The 18,029-nt window shown below is 69.3% G+C and carries 6 protein-coding genes; all 6 read right to left on the bottom strand.

Annotated elements, in window-relative coordinates; all coding sequences use genetic code 11:
- Positions 1-9 precede the first annotated feature (9 nt).
- From G6N59_RS24570 to G6N59_RS24545, 6 genes are read right to left on the bottom strand one after another with little or no spacing between them, the layout of a single operon-like run.
- The gene (locus G6N59_RS24570) at positions 10-4,383 is read right to left on the bottom strand and encodes a non-ribosomal peptide synthetase (protein WP_138229526.1); all 4,374 of its coding nucleotides are present in this window, start codon (positions 4,381-4,383) and stop codon (positions 10-12) included.
- Positions 4,380-9,491: a non-ribosomal peptide synthetase gene (locus G6N59_RS24565; RefSeq protein ID WP_234884141.1), complete on the bottom strand. Its 5,112-nt coding sequence runs from the start codon at positions 9,489-9,491 to the stop codon at positions 4,380-4,382. Before G6N59_RS24565 ends, G6N59_RS24570 begins: the two co-directional genes overlap by 4 nt.
- A 1-nt stretch (position 9,492) precedes the next feature.
- A complete protein-coding gene (gene mbtD, locus G6N59_RS24560; RefSeq protein WP_179970383.1) occupies positions 9,493-12,414 on the bottom strand; it encodes a mycobactin polyketide synthase MbtD in 2,922 nt (973 codons plus the stop codon).
- Positions 12,414-13,742: a beta-ketoacyl [acyl carrier protein] synthase domain-containing protein gene (locus G6N59_RS24555; protein ID WP_138229524.1), complete on the bottom strand. Its 1,329-nt coding sequence runs from the start codon at positions 13,740-13,742 to the stop codon at positions 12,414-12,416. Before G6N59_RS24555 ends, mbtD begins: the two co-directional genes overlap by 1 nt.
- A complete protein-coding gene (locus G6N59_RS24550) occupies positions 13,732-14,466 on the bottom strand; it encodes a thioesterase II family protein (RefSeq protein WP_138229523.1) in 735 nt (244 codons plus the stop codon). Before G6N59_RS24550 ends, G6N59_RS24555 begins: the two co-directional genes overlap by 11 nt.
- Positions 14,463-18,011 carry a non-ribosomal peptide synthetase gene (locus G6N59_RS24545; protein ID WP_138229522.1) on the bottom strand — a complete coding sequence of 1,183 codons (3,549 nt, stop codon included), beginning with the start codon at positions 18,009-18,011 and terminating at the stop codon, positions 14,463-14,465. The genes G6N59_RS24550 and G6N59_RS24545 overlap by 4 nt, the downstream gene beginning before the upstream one ends.
- Positions 18,012-18,029 lie beyond the last annotated feature (18 nt).

Genomic DNA, 18,029 nt, shown 5'->3' with positions numbered 1-18,029 from the left:
CGCTGGTCGTCATTTCACCACTTCCCTGAGCTGCGATTCCCACAGCTGTTGCAATTCGGCAATATCGTCTGCACTGAGAATGTCTGGCACCGTGCGCCATTGGACACCGAGCGCCGCGGTGCCGCCATGGTCGATGATTCCGGCCAGCAAGGTCAGCTCGTGATGCACCGCGTAGTTCGGTTCGGGCACCGGTGACGCGCCGGCCAGTAGCGCCCCGTCGAGTTGCAGCGCATCACCGCTCGCGCCGAGGTGCACCCGGCCCAGGTAGTTCAGCAATACCTGGGGTTCCGGGTACGCGGCCAGCCGCGCCGCGGTGTCCGTGCGCAGATAACGCAGCAGCCCGAAGTCGATGCCGTGGCCAGGCACCGCGGCGATCTCGGCGCTGACCTGTTGGGGCCCTTCGGAACTGAGCCGCAGCGGGTAAATGGCACTGAACAGACCGACGGTTTCTCCGGTATCAGCCTGATCCGACAGCACGGTGTCGGCGCGACCGTAGGTCTCCAGTGCCAGCAGCGGAGCCGGGGTGTCCTGTCCACGGCGCCGCCGCCAACGAGTGACGGTGCGGGCAGTCGCGGCAGCCAGCACATCGGTGATCCGCCGGCCGGCCGAGAGCACCCGCCCGGTCAGTTCCGGGTCGATCAACCCCATGGACACCACCACGTCTGCGGCACAATCGATCTCGGCGTTCACCCGACGATTGCCGAGCTGCGGGTCGGGGCCGGCGACCTGCGCCTCCCAGAAGTCCACGGTGTCGAGGTGCTGCGCGCGCTCGGCAACCAACCGGGACCACGTCCGATAGCTCGTGTGTTCGCGGATCACGGCCGGCTCGGCGCCGGCGGTCAGTGCGTGCCAACCGTTTTCCAACTCACCGAGCATGATTCGCCAGGATGCCGGGTCGACGGCGAGCACATGGGCACTGAGCACCAGCACCTTGCCCCCGGACTCCCCGGCACTGTCTTGCGGGTGCAGCAGCACCGCCTGCAGGAGGCGTCCCTGCTCCGGGTCGAGCCGCTCGACCGCGAGATCGGTCTGCTCGGCCACCGCGGCAACGACGTCCCCTGCCACGGTGACCTCGGTGAGGATGTTCCCCACCGGATGGTCGACCAGGGTCATGGTGGCCCGGTCCAGGCGGCAGCGCAGGGCCGGGTGCGCGGCGATGATGTTGTGCAACAACGTGGTCAGGTGCGCGGCGGTCATGGCTTCCGGCACACGTAGAGCCTGGGTCTGGGCCAGTCGCCGGGCATCGCCGAATTGGTACAGCCAATGCACATTGGGCAGCACCGGCACCGGGCCGGATTCCTCGGCCGCCGCCGCGGCCGATTCGTTCTCGGCATCGAGCTCGTCGGCCAGCTCGCGAATGCTGGCGCAGTCCAGCATCATCCGGGCGCGCACGGCGAGTCCGCGACGGCGGGCGGCCTGCACCACCGACAGCGCGACGATGCTGTCCAGCCCTAGGTCCAGGAAGTCAGCGGCGACGTCGAGTGCCGACGGATCGGCCACTTCGAGGACATCGGCGAACAACTGCGCCACCGCCCGTTCGGTGGCGGTGGCCGGACCCGCCGCCTGTCCGGTGCCGGATTCGGCGTCGATGGCCGCCAACGCCGCGTCGTCCACCTTGCCGTTGCCGGTCAGCGGAATCTCGTCGACGGCGATGATGTGGTGCGGCACCAGATATCTCGGCAGCCGCGAGGCCAGCATCCGCCGCAACTCGGTCGCAGATGCCACCCCGGCGACATACGCGACCAGTCGCGGCCCGCTGCCATGCCGCCGGACGGTGACATGTGCATGCCGCACCCCGGGATGAGCGTGCAACACCGCGGCGACCTCACCGGGTTCCACCCGGAAACCGCGGATCTTCACCTGATCGTCGGAGCGCCCTTGGAACTGCAGACCACCGGTGGCGGGATCGCGGCGCACCACGTCGCCGGTGCGGTACATCCGCGCGCCGGGCGCGTACGGGTCGGCGACAAACCGTGCGGCGGTCTCACCGGCACGGCCCAGATAGCCCCGGGTGAGCTGGCCACCGGACAGGTACAACTCGCCGGTGACGCCGTCGGGCACCGGCCGCAGCCACGCATCCAGGACATAAGCACGAGTCGCGGTGGTCGGGTGCCCGATGGATGGCATGCGGTGTTCGGTGAGCGCTGCTACGACCGCTTCCACCGTGGTTTCCGTTGGGCCGTAACAGTTGTAGGCCGACATGCCGGTGCGATCGCATTCGTCGCGGATGGCCGCCCACGCGTTCGGGTCGACAGCTTCGCCGCCCAGCGCCAGCGCGGTCAGCGGCACCGTGGTCAGCAGCCCTTCGGCTTGCAACTGCGTGAACATCGACGGAGTGGTGTCGATCAGGTCGACGCCGTACTGGCCGATGGTCGCCACCAGGGCCTCGGCATCACGCTGCACCTCGTCGCTGACGATGTGCAGCCCGTGGCCGTCCAGCAGCGCCACCAGCGGCTGCCACGCCGCGTCGAAGGTGAACGACCAGGCGTGCGCAACCCGAAGTGGCCGACCGGCTTTCGCCACCGCCGGGTGCAGCACCCGAGCAGCGTGGTCGGCGGCGTACGACAGCACCGCGGCATGCGTGCCGATCACGCCCTTGGGCTTGCCGGTGGTACCCGACGTGAACACGATGTAGGCGCCCTGGCCGGGATGTGTTGGCTCCGGCATGAATCCGCCGACCGCGGTGTTGCTCGCGGCGGTCACGAGGGCGTCGTCCACAACGATCGATGCATTGGTCTGGCCCAGGATCTCCTCGATCCGGTCGGCGGGCATCGACGGATCCAGCGGCACGATCATGCCACCGGCCTTGAGCACGCCAAGCATCGCGACGACATAGTCGGGGCCCCGGCGAAGCAGCACCGGCACCGGCGTCTCGGTCTCGACCCCGCGGCGCCTCAGTTCCGCGGCAACGTGGTCGGACGCCTCGTCGAGACCGCGGAAGGTCAGCGCGCCGCCGTCATACGTCAGCGCCACCGAGCCCGGTTTGCGGCGCGCGGTGGCGGTGAACTTCTCATGGATACCACCGGTTTCCACGGCCGCGGGCGAGCCCGCCAACTCAGGTGCCGCCAACTGGATTCCGACGTCGCGCAACGGCCGGTCCCAGCAGTCGACGAGGCGTTGCATCACCTCGAGCACCTGCCATCCGAGACTGTCTGGTGAGAGCAGCCCGGTGGCACCGTCTTTCGTCTCGACCAGAATGGTCAGCGCGCCGTCGGTCAGGTGCGCCGCGACGGTGATGGGGAAATGCGCCAGGCTCTGTAGTGCTCGGGGACGGAACGTGGCCCCGCGGATATCGAGTTCGTCGCTGCCGACCAGGCCGCCCGGCGGGAAGTTCTCGTACACGAGGAGGCTGTCGAACAGTTCGCCGACACCGCCGAGGGACCGGAGTTCGGTGTGCGACAGGTAGCTGTGCTCCCGCAATTCGGCGGCGTCCCGCTGCACCGCCAGGCACTGCTCGCCGACCCGCCGCAGCGGGTCCAACCGGATCCGCAGCGGCACGGTGTTGATGAACAATCCGACCATCGACTCGACGCCGGCCAATTCGCCCGGCCGGCCCGAGACCGTGACTCCGAAAACGACGTCACGCCGGTCGGTGAGCACTGAAAGTATTGCCGCCCAGGCCATCTGGGTGAGGGTGTTGACCGTGACCCCGCGGGCCCGCGCCGCCTCGACCAGATGATGCGTCTCGTCTCGGGGCGCCGTGACCTCGGTGGTGTGGGGCAGATCGTCGCCGAGTTCACCGGACCCGAGGGCCGGTGCCAGCATGGTCGGGCCGTCGAGCCCCGTCAGGTGTCGCCGCCACAGCCGGCGACTGACCTCGGGGTCGCGGGCCGCGAGCCAGCCGATGTAGTCGCGGTACGGGCGCGGCGCGGCGGGCAGCACCGCGATGTCACCGCCGGCGGCGTACAGGGCGAGCAGTTCGCCGACGAGCAACGGCAGTGACCACCCGTCGATCACGATGTGATGTGCGACGACCGCGAAACGCCAGCGCTGGTGCGGCATTTCGATGAGCAGGAAGCGGATGGCCGGGCCACGCTCCAGGGCGAACGGCCGGCGCCGTTCGCGTGCTTCCAGGTCGTCGGCGTGCGCGGCCGACTCGGCCGTCAGCTGCCCCCACGGCAGGTCGACGGCATTCGGAATCACCTGTACCGTGCGCGTTCCGGCCTGCACGAAGCTGGCCCGCAGATTCGGGTGGCGCCCCAACAGCGCCGCCGCGCACTCCCGCAGGAGCGACGCATCGACGTCGCCCTCGATATCGGCCGACATCGCGATCAGGTACGGGTCGTCCGCCTGATCGAGCTGGGCCATCGAGTACAGCCCCTGCTGCAGCGGGCTGAGGGCCAGGACGTCTTCGATGACCGGCGCCGGTTGCAGTGTCGTCACTGCGGCTCCTGCGATGCGGTCCACGACGTCGCGAACGATGCGGTCAGCTCGGCCAGTTCTTCGGCGGACAGGCCCGACACCGTCATCGGCGCATGCTCGCGGTCCTCACCCTGCGCCCCGTGGATTTCGGCCGACGACCGAGCGTCGATCGCGGCAGCCAGTTCGTGGACCGCCGGATATTCGAACACCATGCGAGCGGTCAGCTTCATACCGGCGTCACGGCCGCGGGCCGCGAGCTGTACTGCCTTGATGCTGTCGCCGCCCAGGCTGAAGTAGTCGTCGCCTCTGCCGATCTCGGCGTCGGCGTCGAGGACCTCGGCCAGCAGCGCGATCAATGCCCGTTCGGTGTCGGTCCGGGCGGGCTCCGACAACTCGGTGACGGTGGTCCTCGTCCGTTCCGCGCGCAGCTGGACGGCCTCGATGCGCTCGAGCTGTCCGGTGGCCAACCACCTGCCGCGTTCGCCGGTGGGCGCCGACGCCTGGTAGATGTCGCCGACGACGCCGATGCCCACGGGCTGGCGCCACTCGTCGAGCACCAGCACCCCGTCGGTGCCCGCCGGCCCTTCGAAGGCCTCGTCGACCCGCAGCTCCCGCAGCCGCTGATCGGCGTTCTCGGCGATTCCGGTAATCACCCGGACCAGGCGGTCCGCGAGACGCCGGGCGGTCTCCGGCGTGTACAGGTCGGTGCGGTAGATCAGGTGTCCGCGGTAACTGTCCTGGGTGGCAAAGAAATTCACCGACAGGTCGGCGTGCGCCACATCGAACGTCGGCTCCAACGCGGTGAATGTGGTGTCGCCCTCCGGACGCGAATCGATGACGTGGTCCGTCGGCAGGTCCTCGCGCACGTGCACCACGACACCGAACAGCGGGTTGCGCGACAACGACCGGGCCGGGCTGACCGCGTCGACAACATGGTCGAACGGCAGGTCCTGGTGTGCGTAGGCCGCCAGGGCGGTGTCCCGCGCGCGGACCAGAATCTCGCGCAGGGTGGGATCCCCGGTCAGGTCGTTGCGCAGCACCAGAATGTTGATGAAAAAGCCCACCAGAGCGTCGAGTTCGGCCTCGGTGCGGCCGGCCACCGGAGTGCCGAGCGGAATGTCGAGCCCCTCCCCCGATTTCGCGAGCGCGACCGCGACCGCGGACTGCAGCAGCATGAAGTCGGTGATGCCGAGTTCGCTGGTCAGCGCGGTCAGTTTGGCGCGCACGTCGGAGTCGATGCCGAACGGCACCGACGCGCCCGCACCGGAGAGCACCGGCGGCCGGGTGAAGTCGGGCCGCAGCCCCGGATCGGCGGGCGGCTCAGACAACTGGCCACGCCAGTAGTCGCGTTGTGCGGCAAGCATTCCCGACCCGTCGGACAGCAGAGTGGCCTGCCAGGCCGCGTAGTCCGAGTACTGGATCGGCAGCGGCGCGAACTCGGGCGCACGCTGTTGGAGGCGCGCCCGGTACGCGGTGACGAGGTCGGTGAACAGCACGCCGGCGGACCAGTGGTCGGCGGCGATGTGGTGCACCATGATCGACAGCACATGCTGCCCGGGGAGGGACAGCACCGCGGCCCGGATCGGCCACTGCGCTTCCAGATCGAACACGTAGCGCCGTTCCCTGTCGAGTTCGGCCTGCAGCCATTCTTCGTCGGCGCCGCGGGCGCGGCGGACCGGCAACGGAGCCGGATCGCCCACCACCTGGTAGGGCACACCGTCGATTTCGGTGTAGGTGGTGCGCAGCACCTCGTGCCGCTCGACCAGATCGCCGAGTGCCGCGACGAAGGCGTCGACGTCGCACGGGCCCGTGATCCGGGCCGCGAACGGGATGTTGTTGACCGGCCCCGGGCCGTCGATCCGGTACTGGAACCATTGGCGCAGTTGCGATGCCGACATCTGGCGCGGACCGGTGTGGTCGAGGGCGAGCAGCGGCGGCCGGTTGCGCGGTGCGCCGGTGTCGACGCGCGCGGCGATCTCCGCGACGGTGCCCAGCTCGAACACCTCACGAACACCGATCTCGGCATCGCAGCGCGCCCGGATCGCGGCAACCAGCTTGGTGGCCAACAGGGAGTGCCCACCGAGTTGGAAGAACGAGTCGTCGGCCCCGACCTGATCGATGCCGAGCAGGTCGGCGAACAGTCCGGCGACCTTGCGCTCGGTGTCGCTGGTCGGCTCCCGGAATGCGTTGCGGGACTGGATGTCCGGATCGGGTAGCGCGCGGCGGTCGATCTTGCCGTGTGCGGTGATCGGGATTTCGTCGAGTACGACGTAGCCGGCCGGCACCATGTACTCGGGCAGCGCGGCCGCCACGCGGGCCTTGATCCGCTGCACGTCAACCGATTCCAGGTCTCCGCGCTCAGCCGGGGTGAGGTAGCCGACGAGGCTTTTGCCGAGCCCGGGCAGGTCGCTGGCCACGACGACGGCCTGGCCGACGCTCGGGTCCACCGCGATGGCTGCGGCGATCTCGCCGAGTTCGATGCGGAAACCACGGATCTTGACCTGCTCGTCGGCGCGGCCGACGAACTCGATGTCGCCTTCCGTGTTGAGGCGGGCCAGGTCACCAGAGCGGTAGAGCCGACCGCCCGCAGCGTTCGGGTCGGCGACGAAGCGCTCGGCGGTCAGGCCGGGACGCTGGTGGTAGCCGTGCGCGACATGGGTTCCGCCGATGTAGATCTCGCCGATGACGCCGACCGGAACCGGACGCAACACATTGTCGAGCAGATGCATCTGCGTGTTGATCTTCGGCTTGCCGATCGGCACGATGCGCGTGCCCTGCTTGCCCTCGACGCGGTACCGGCTGGCGTTGATGACCGTCTCGGTCGGCCCGTAGAAGTTGTGCAGCAGCGCGTCGAAGGTGGCGTGGAACTTGTCGGCGATCTCACCCGGCAGTGCTTCACCACCGATCGGCACCCGCTTGAGGCTGCGCCATTCGTTGACGCCGGGCAGCGAAAGGAACAGGCCCAGCAGTGACGGCACGAAGTGCATGGACGTGATGCCCTCGGTGCGCAGCAGCTCGGTCAGATACCCGATGTCGTTCAGACCGCCCGGGCGCGGAATGACCAGGCGCGCACCGCAGGCGAGCATTCCGAACACCTCGGCGATGGACACGTCGAAGCTGGGCGACGCCACCTGTAGCAGCCGCTCGTCGGCGTCGATCTGGTACTCGTCGACGAACCACACGAAGTATTCGGCAACCGGTCGGTGCGGCACCGGAACACCCTTGGGCAGACCGGTCGAACCCGAGGTGTAGATCAGGTAGGCGGTGTTGCCCGCGGTGAGCGGCCGCACGCGGTCGGCGTCGGTGGGGTTGTCGTCCCGCTGGCCGGCCAGGTCGGTGATCGGTTCGCGGATCACGAGTTTCGGGTCGCAGTCGCCCAGGATGAAGGCCAACCGGTCCTCCGGGTAGGTCGGATCGACCGGCAGGTACACGCCACCGGCCTTGACGACGGCCAGCGCCGTGATCACGAGCTCAGGCGACTTGTCGAGCAGTACGGCGACCCGGTCCTCGGTGCCGATGCCGTGGCCGATCAGCCAGTGCGCCAGCCGGTTCGCCCCGGCGTTGAGTTCGCGGTAGGTGTAGTACCGGCCCTCGTAAGCCACGGCGACCGAGTCCGGGGTGCGCTCGGCCTGGGCCTCGATCAATGCGGCCAGGGTCGTGTCCGGTGTGCTGAGCTGCTCGCCCGTGGCCATCTGGCGCAGCCAATCTGCGTCGCGGTCATCCATCAGTTTCAGCTCGGCCAGCGCCATGCTGGGATCGGCCAACGCGGATTCCAGCAGTACCACGTAGTGCCGCAACAGCTGGTCCGCCACTGTGGCGTCGAGGATTTCGGTCAGGTACTCGGCCTCGACCAGTGCACCGTCGTCGTCGAATTCGATCATGAAGCCCAGCGGCAGCTGCGTCTGGTGGCCGCGGTACTCAGCCCGGCGGCAGGTGATGCCGGACGGGCAGAAGCCTCGGCCGTCAGCTTCGCGGGCGCCGAACGAGACCCGCGCCAGCCGCTCGACGCCGTGGCGGCGGTCCGGGTTGAGCTCGCGCACCACCCGGTCGAGGTTGATCTGCTGATGCGCGAAGGCGCCGTGGGTGGTGTCCTTGGCCTGTGTGACGAAGTCGCGGAAACTCCCACGCGATTCGGGGCGCAACCGCAACGCCACGGTGTTGCCGTAGTAGCCCAACGCGTCTTCGGTGCCGCCGCTGCGGTTGAGGACCGGGGTCGCGACGAGAACGTCGTCGGCGTGGGTGTAGCGGTGCAGCAAGGTGCCGAAGGCCGCCAGCAGCACGGTGTACGGCGTGGCACCGGTCTGGCGGGCCAGCTCGGAAACGCGGGCCACGGTCTCTGCATCGAGACGGCGGCTGACGCGCTGCGCGCGGTACACGGTGGGCACCTGCGAGCCGTGCGGGCCCGGAAGCTCCAGCGGCTCAGGCGGATCGGCGAGCACGCAGCGCCAGTACTCCAACGCCTCGGTGTGGTCGTCAGCCGGCACCGGGGCCGGAATCACCGCGGCCAACTGCTCGCCCTCATAAGCCCGCGTGAGGTCGCTGAAGAACACCTGCCAGGAGGCGTCGTCCCAGGCGATGTGGTGTGCGGTGAGCAGCATGATGTGCTGGTCCGCCGCGGTGCGAATCAGGCTGATCCGCAGGGGTGATTCGGTGTCGAGCTGGAAGGGCGTGCCGAACTCCCGCTGCGCCAGTACCTCGAGCCGCAGGGCGCGCGATGCTTCGGAGAGCTCGCTCAGGTCATGGGTGCTCCAGCCGGGAGCCAACTGGTCATGCACCGTCAGGCCGGGTTCGCCGGTCGCATCTGCCCGGTAGGTGGTGCGCAGCACCGGATGGCGGACGGCAACGGCATTCACCGCATCCTGCAGGCGCTGGTGGTCCAGGTTGCCGGTGAGGGCAAAGGACACACAGACATTGAGCAGTGCACCCGAGGGTTCGGCGTTCTGCACGAACCACATCCGGCGCTGGCCGTCGGACAACACCGGCGCGACGGGCGTCCCGTCGGGCGGCTGCGTGTGGTCCTGGGACTGCAGGCCGCGCTCGGCCAGCTTGCGCCGCAACAGTTCCAGGCGCGCCTCTTCCGCCACATCTGCTCCTCGCGTGCGCAGCGCCCGGATGTCGGTCTCGGTCACGCTAGCTCTCCACCTTTTCTGATTTATCGGTTAGCAAATCCACCAGTTCGATACCGGTGATGCCGCTGAGCAGTCCGGCCAGCGGCACGGACCGGCCGGTGCCCCGGCGCAGTCGCTTGCGCAGGTCCAGTGCCAGCAGCGAATCAAGGCCCAGGTCGAACAGGGCCGCGGTCAGGTCTATGCCGGTCGGGTCGCCCAGTTTGAGCACCGCCGAGAGCTCGTGACGGACGACGTCTTCGACGTCGGCACCGTCACTGACGGCGACTGGAACCTGCTGCGGTACAGCCGCATCCGTGGCAACGGGAGCCTCACCGAGCAGCGTCGCCAATCGCTCGGCATCGGCGCTGAAGATCAGCGGGGCGGGCGCGCTGGTTCCCAGGGCCGCTTCGATGGCGAGCTCGGGGTCCATTTCGCGCAGCCCGGCGCGCTCGATCCGCGCCACCTCCTCGGCGTCGACGATGCCGGCGCCCGGCCACAGCCCCCACCGCACGGCCACACAGTCGAGGCCCTCGGCCCGGAACTGCCCGGCCATCACGTCCTGCATGCGGTTCATGGCCGCATACGCGACATGGCCGCGCCCGCCCCACAGTCCGGACACCGATGAGCACACCAGAATTCGGGCCTCGGGACGCAACGGCCAGCCCTCGGCCAGCCGGGCCAGCCCGACCACCTTCGCGGCCGCGGTGTCGATGAATTCGTCAGCGCCGACCGTCGAGCCGAACGTCGCCGCGCCGGCGGCATGGACAACGAGCGTCGCACCGTCACCGGCGTGGGCGGCCGCCGCGGCCGAAATCTGTTCGGACGACGTGATGTCGCATTGCACCGACACCACTTCGGTGCCATGCGCGAACTCGGCCAGTTGCTTCGCATCGGTACCGCTGCGGCTCACCAGCACGATGCGGCGCGCGCCGGCGGCGGCGAGGGTCCGTGCGAAATGGCGGCCGACCGCGCCGTTGCCGCCGGTGACCACCACGTTCTCGAGCAGCCCGGCCGCCGGTACGGCGCCATCCGGCAGGGCTTCGAGATGGCGCCGATACTGCCGCGAATCACGCAGCGCGACTTCGGTTCCAGTACCTAACATCGTTTCGATGACGGTCGTCGCCGTCGGAGTGTCGAGCTCCCACGAAGCCAGGTCCACGTGCCGGAACGACTGCTCCGGATGGTCGAAACCGATGCTGCGGTGCATGGCGGCCAGCGCCGCCTGGGCCGGCAGCGCCACCGGCTCGTCGTCGCGCACGTGCTCGCCCCCGACGGTCACCAGCCATACGTCGTTGCACTGCGGCCCCATGGCATTCGGGTAGTCGCACAGCCCACCGCGGATCAGCTCGGCCAGGTCCGTGATCGCCGCCTCGGTATCGGGGTGATCGAGCATCGGTGCAACCACGATCAGCAGATCAGCCTCGTCCGGCTCCACCAAGAGCGTGCCGAGGTTGGCTCGCACCCCGTCGCGGAGGCGGTCGCCGAGCTCACCGCGTGGTCCCACGAGCTCCAGCACCGCGGCGCGCCGGATCGTCAGGGGCACGGTCTCTTGCGGCTGCGGCTGCCAGTGTTCGGCACCGACGGTCAGGGCAGTCACCGGCGGCAGTGGTACCGGGGCGGCCCAGAGGTGCATCGCCGCCATGGGCGCATGCGGAAACCCCCGCAACACAGGTTGATTCGGCTCGATGTGCCCGCCCCAGTCGTAGTCCGGGTCGGCCACCGCCACCGTGGCGATGTTGTCGGAGAGCACGTCGGCCAGCGCCTCGTCGCGGCGTCCCGAGCCGACGATCAACGGTGCATCGGTGTCGGCGAGCGCGTGCAGCAACGCGGGATGTGCCGACATCTCGATGAATGCCTCGGCGCCGCTGTCCCGCGTCGCCGCGGCGGCCCGGTCGAACCGCACGGTGTTCCGCAGATTGCGGTACCAGTAGTCACCGAACTCCGTCCCCGCGTCGACGGCCTGCCCGGTCACCGACCCGATGAACGGCACCGTCCCCGAACGGAACTCGGCCTCCGGCACCCGGGTCGACAGGCTGGCCAGCAGTTGGGTCCGCAGCGGGTCCAGCGCACTGGTGTGGGCGGGAAAGCTCATGGCGATGACGCGCGCGAACCGGCCGCGGGATCGCAGGTCGGACACCAGGTCTGCGACGGCGGTCCGGTCCCCGGACACCACGACCGAGGCCGACGAGTTGACCACGGACAACTCCATCCAGCCGGCGGCGTCCGAAACCGCTTGCTGCGCTTCGTCGACACTCATGCCCAGGCTCGCGGCGCCGAAGTCCCCGTCCAGGCTGTCCAATGCCCGGGCCCGGGCGATGACCACGGCGACCGCATCACCCAGCGTCATGGCACCGGCGACGTATGCCGCGGCGAGTTCACCGAGACTGTGGCCCAGGGTGACATCGGGCTCGATGCCCAGTGCCTGCCAGACCGAGGCCAGCCCGACTGCATGTGTGAACTGTGCGCTCTGGCTGTGGATTTGGGTCCACTCGCGGTCGACGGGATCGACCAGGAACGTCAGCGGAGAGTCGATCCCCGCGGCTGCGAACGCCTCGGCGCAGCGGTCGGCCGCCGCCCGGTACACCGGAAGCTGCCGATATGCGTCGGTACCCATCGACGGCCACTGGCCGCCGTTGCCCGGGAACACGAAGGCCGTCCGGGGTGCTGCGGTCCGCGACGAGACCGCCACCAGCGGGTGCTCCTCTCCCGCGGCCAGCGCCCGCAGTGCAGCGGCCAATTCGGCGGCATCATGGGCCCGGACCACAGCCCGGGACCGGCGACGACGACGCAGCCGGAGCAGCATCGCCGCCACCGCGCCGATACTCACAGCGCCGATCTGATCGAGGTAGTCGGCGACACCGCTCGCCTCGGCCGCCAGCAGTTCCTCGGTGTGGGCGCTGAGCAGGACGGGCACGCGGCCGTCGGGAAAATGCGACAGGCTCATCATGCGGCCCGCCCGCCGTTGTCGTCGGGCATCGCGACGATGACGTGCGCGTTGGTGCCGCTCATCCCGAAGGCCGAGACCGCGGCGAGCCGCTCGCCGTGCAACGCCGGCCACGGCGTGTGGTCGGTGGCGAGCGTCAGTCCCTGCGCACTCCAGTCGATTTCAGCGCTCGCCTGCGCGGTGTGCAGGCTGGCCGGAATGGTGGCGTGCTCGGCCGCGACCAGGACCTTGGCCAGGCCGAGCGCGCCGGCGGCGGCCTGGCTGTGTCCCACGTTGGATTTCACCGAACCGAGGACCGCGCCTTGCCCGGGTGCGGTGGCCCCGTAGGTCTGGGCCAGCGAGTTCAGCTCGGTCCGGTCGCCGAGTCTGGTTCCGGTGCCGTGCCCTTCGATCATTCCGATCTGTTCCGGCCGGGCGCCGGACAGGTCGAGCGCGCGGCCGAACAGCCGGGCCTGGGCGGACCCGCTGGGCGCGGTCAGGCCGGTACTTCGCCCGTCCTGGTTGAGGCAGCTGGCCCGTACCTCCGCGAGCATGCGGTGGCCGTTGCGCTGCGCCACCGACTTTCGTTCGAGGACGAACATCCCGGCACCTTCGGCCCACACGGTGCCGCTGGCCTGCGCGCTGTAGGGGCGGCAGTACCCGTCGTCCGAGAGTGCGTGCTGCTTCGCGAATTCGACGAAGTAGCCCGGCGACCCCATCACACACACCCCGCCGGCCAGTGCCATGCCGCAGTCCCCCGCCCGCAAGGCCTGCACGGCGGTGTGGAATGCCGTCAACGCCGACGAACACGACGTGTCGATGGTGAGCGCAGGCCCATCGAGGCCCAGCAGGTAGCCGATCCGTCCGGAGATCACGCCCAGTGACGTCCCGGTGATCAGATGCCCACTCAGATCAGAATATTCGGCAAGGTCGGGACCGTACCCGGTGCCGGAGGCGCCGATGTAACACCCCACGTCGTGGCCGGCCAGATCGTCCGGATTGATTCCGGCATCCTCCAAAGCCCGCCACGTCACCCGCAGCGCGACCCGCTGCTGCGGGTCCATCGCCACGGCCTCGCGCGGCGAGATACCGAAGAACGAAGGATCGAACAACGCTGCGCCGGAGAGGAATCCGCCGCGGTTGTGGATGCGTTTGAACCCGTCGCGGCGCGAGCCGGCGAGCAGGTCACGCACCGGCCAGCCGCGGTCTGCCGGGAATGCGCCCAGCGCCTCCCGCCCGGAAGACAGCAGTTGCCAATAGCTTTCGGCGTCGTTCACGTCTCCGGGGGCTTCAACCGCCATCCCCACGATGACCACCGGATCGTCGGCGCCCGTCGAGTCAGCGCGCACTGATCACGTCCGCGAGCGCGTCCAGGTGGTCGGTGAGGTAGAAGTGGCCGCCGTCGAACTCGGTCAGGGTGAAGACGCCCGACGTGTGGTTCTCCCAGCGGCGCAGCATGTCCTGGTCGATGCGGTGATCGTCGCGTCCACCGAGGACGTGGATGTCGGCGGTGATGCGGCCACCACCCACGTACCGGTTGAGGGCTGCGTAGTCGGCGCCCACTGCCATCAGCAGCAGCTCGACGAAGTCCTCGTCAGCCAGCAGCCGGGGATCGGTACCGCCGAGATCGACCATCTCGGCGAGCATTTCGCGAGGACCCGTCGGCAGCGGCGGCGCGTCGACCACATCGCACGGCGCCTGCCCGGCGGATGCCCACAGGCTGTGCACCGGAGCGCCGCTGCGTTCGGCGACCCGGGCGAACTCGAACGCGACCACCGCACCCATGCAGTGCCCGACGAGCCGGAGCGGGCCCGCGCCCGCCCAGTGACCCGCGGAGAAGAGGTCGGCGGCCAGCTGTTCGACCGTCGGGTGCGCCGGATGCGCCAGCCGATCGGCCCGCCGCGGGTACTGCACGACGTACGTGTCGATCCCCTTGTCCGACAGGGTGGTTGCGAGTTCCCGGTAGGCCACGGCGGCACCGCCCGCGTGCGGGAAGACCACGACCGCCCCGTCGTCGGCGGAGCTCGGGTAGTGCTTGATCCAGCTCGCGAAGGCTGCTTTCACCTCGGTCATGAAACGGCCGCCGGGTCCAGCGCGGTGAGCACGTCGTCGTGGTCCATCTCTGCGATCTCCAGGTAGAGCTCGGCGACCAATTCCAGTCGCCCGCCGCCGGCTTCGCGGCCGATGAGTCGCTCGGCCAGCGCCCGCACGGTGCGGGCGGCGAAGATGTCCGGTACGCCGACGCTCGGGGTGTCCAGCCACTTCCGGATGCGCGCCACGGTGGCGGTCGCCAGCACCGAGTCACCACCGAGCTCGAAGAAGTCGTCATGGACACCGATGTCACCGGCAACCGCCAGGCTCTCCGAGACCATCGCCGCCAGCGCCCGCTCGAGCGTCGTTTCCGGGAGCGCCCGTCCGGCGCCTTCAGAGGCCTCGACCAGTGCCGCGAGTTGACCGGCCGCGGCCCGACGATCGGTCTTGCCGCCCACGGTGAACGGAATCGCCGTAACCACCTGCATCTGCCGCGGAATCATGTGCGGCGGTACGAGTTCGGCCACCGCCGCGCCGATCCGCGCCACGGTGAGGTCCGGATCGTCAACCGAGACCAACGCTGCCAGCACGTCGTGGCCGCGATGGTGCCCAGAGACCACACCGGCCACCGCGGCCCGGACACCGGGCACTCGCTGCAGCGCGGCTTCGACGTCACCGAGTTCGATGCGATAGCCGCTGATCTTCACGCGGTGATCGGCACGTCCGACGAACTCGAGGATCCCGTTCGGCCGATAGCGCGCCAAATCTCCTGAGCGGTACCAGGTTCGGCCCGCATAGCGCACGAAGCGGTCGGCGGTCAGGTCCGGCCGGCCTCGGTAACCCGAGGCGATGCCCCGGCCGGTGAACCACAGTTCGCCGGCCACCCAGTCGGGGCAGTCCTGACCGGCCTCGTTGACCACTCGGCAGGCGTTGTTGGTGAACGGCACGCCGTAGGGCACCGCCGACCAGGCGTCCGGCAGCTCACCGGCCTCAAAAATGGTGGCGTGGATGGCGGTTTCGGTGGCGCCACCAAGTCCGGCGACGCGAACCCCGGGGGCCTGCGCCTGCAGGTGCCGGACCATGGCGGTCCGGACCCAGTCACCTCCGGTGAGCACCACCCGCACCGATTTCAGACGGCCGGTACCGGCGTCTTCGTTGACGGAAACCAGCATCTCCAGCCAGCCCGGCAGGAAGTTGAGCACCGTCACGCCATGCTCGGCGATGAGGGCGGCCCAGCGGTCGGGATCGCGGCGGTATGGCTCGTCGACCACGACGATGCTGCCGCCCGTGGCCAGGGTGGCGAACATGTCGAGCACCGACAGGTCACATTCCAGGGTGGCGAGCGCCAGGCAACGGTCGGCGGGCCCGATGTCGAAGTGCCCGTAGAGGAATTCGGCAGTGTTCATCGCCGCATCGTGGGTGACCTCGACACCCTTGGGCTCACCGGTGGAGCCGGAGGTGAACAGGACATACGCGAGGTCGTGCGGATCGGTGGCGGCCGGGACGAACGGCCCGGGCGCGCGACGCCCGATGCGCAGCGCCTCGGTCACGGTGAGCGACGGCTTCCACGACGGCGCCAGATCATCCGTCTTCCCGTCGCTGCGCTCGCCCCCGCTGCAGTACAAGGCCATCCGGACGCCGCCGGTGGCCAGAATCTTCTCGGTACGGTCGGCCGGCTGGTCGACCCCGATCGGCAGGTAGACGCCGCCCGCAGCGAGGATGGCGAGCAGGGCGATGATCTGCTCTGCGCCCTTGGGTCCGAGCACCGCGACGGTGTCCCCCGGGGTGATGCCGGCGATCTGCAGTGCCGATGCGACAGCCGAAACTTCTTCGGCCAGTTCGGCATACGTCCACCGACGGGCCTCGCTGATCATCGCCGTCGCGGCCGGCCGGGCGGCAGCCGAGGCGAAGAATCCGGTGTGCAGTGCCGCGCCGCTGGGCGCCGCGGTGCGGCTGTTGACCGCGTCGCGGACCGCGCGCTGCGCCGCCGACATCGGCTCCGGGGTGGGCGCCTCCCACGCGGTGTCGTCGGTGGCCAGCAGCTCCAACTCGGCGATGTGCCGCGCGAACATGGCGTCGATGACGCCCTCGGGGAACGCCTCTTCCCGCACGTCCCAGTTGACCAGGACGCCGCCGTTGAACTCGGTCACCTGGGCGTCCAGCATGACCTGTGGCCCTTGGGAGTTGATCCATCCCGGGGTGCCGAAGGTCTCGATCACTGCCGCGCCGAACAGTTCGCCGAGGCCGAGGGCACTGGTGAACACCACCGGCGCCAATACCTGCGTCCCCCGGTGCCGGCTGAGGTCCCGGAGGACTTCGAGCCCGGAGTACTCGGAATGTGCTGCGGCGCTGCGGAATGCGTCCTGCAGGACACTGCATCGCCTCGTTGCGGTCGCCGCGTCGGTCAGGTCGACGTCGAGCAGCAGCGACGACGTGAAGTCACCCACCAGACGGTCGACATCAGCATGACGTTGATCGCGCCCGAACAGCGGCACGTTCAACAGGAAGCGTTGCCCGGCCGACCAGCAGGCCAGGGCGTCGGAGAACGACGCGGCCAGGGCCATCGCAGGGGTGATACCGCGCCGGCGTGCGGCCGCGTACAGCGCGTCCCGAACCTCGGGGGCCAGCCAATGCCAGCGCCGGGTCGTGTGCCGCGGGTCGTTCTGCTCGGCGGTCGGTACCAACGGCAGGCGCGGCGGATCAGGCAGCTCCGGGAGCCGGTCGCGCCACCACTGCCGATCCGCTTCGGCCTTGGGATGGGGCTGCGCCGCCGACTGTGCCACGGCCAAGCGGTATTCGCGGTACGTGTAGGACAGTGAAGCCAGTTCGACACCGCGGTACAACGCCGCAAGATCGGCCATCAGGGTCCGGTAGCTCATGGCGTCGGCCGCCTGCATATCCAGGTCGACGTGCAGACGGGTGGCTCCGTCCGGAAGCAGAGTCAGCGTCAGTTCAAAAACCTGGCCGGTCAATTGCTGGTGCGCCTTACGGCGTTGGGTCTGCGCCAACTGCGCTGCGATCTCGTCGGCAGGCAGGTCCCGCAGGTCGGTGACGGTCACCGGGAAGTCGCCGTCAAGCGCAGCGATGCGCTGGGTGCCGTCGGGCCGGAACTCGACCCGCAGCATGGGATGCCGTGCCGCCAATGCCGTTGCGGCAGCGGTCAATCGGTGCGCGTCGACCCCGCGGCCGTCAAACTCGACATAGAGGTGTCCGGCGACGCCACCCAGTTGCTGGTCGTCTTCCCGGCCGATCCACATGGCGTGCTGCATCGGAGCCAGGCCGAACGGCTGGTCGGGTTCGGCCGCACTCGCTGAATCAGCTTGCGCTACTGCCGAATCCGTGCGCTGCAGACCCCCCGCCGCAGACAGCAGTGCCGACCAGGCCGTAATGGTCGGCTCGGCGGCCAGGGCGGCGAAGTCGATGTCGATGCCCTGCTTACGCCAGCGCCCGGCCAACGACATCATGCGGATCGAGTCCAGCCCCTGGCCGATCAGGTCGGCACCCGGGTCCAGGGAGTCAGCACGGGCACCGAGCAGTTCGGCAACTTCCTCGCGGATGGCCTGCGAATTCACTGCCACGACGCCCACAAAACCCTCCTGATTACC

It is taken from the genome of Mycolicibacterium aubagnense (genome assembly GCF_010730955.1).
GTDB lineage: Bacteria > Actinomycetota > Actinomycetes > Mycobacteriales > Mycobacteriaceae > Mycobacterium > Mycobacterium aubagnense.
Note: the sequence above shows the minus strand (reverse complement) of the source record. Positions and strands in the feature narration are given on the sequence as shown.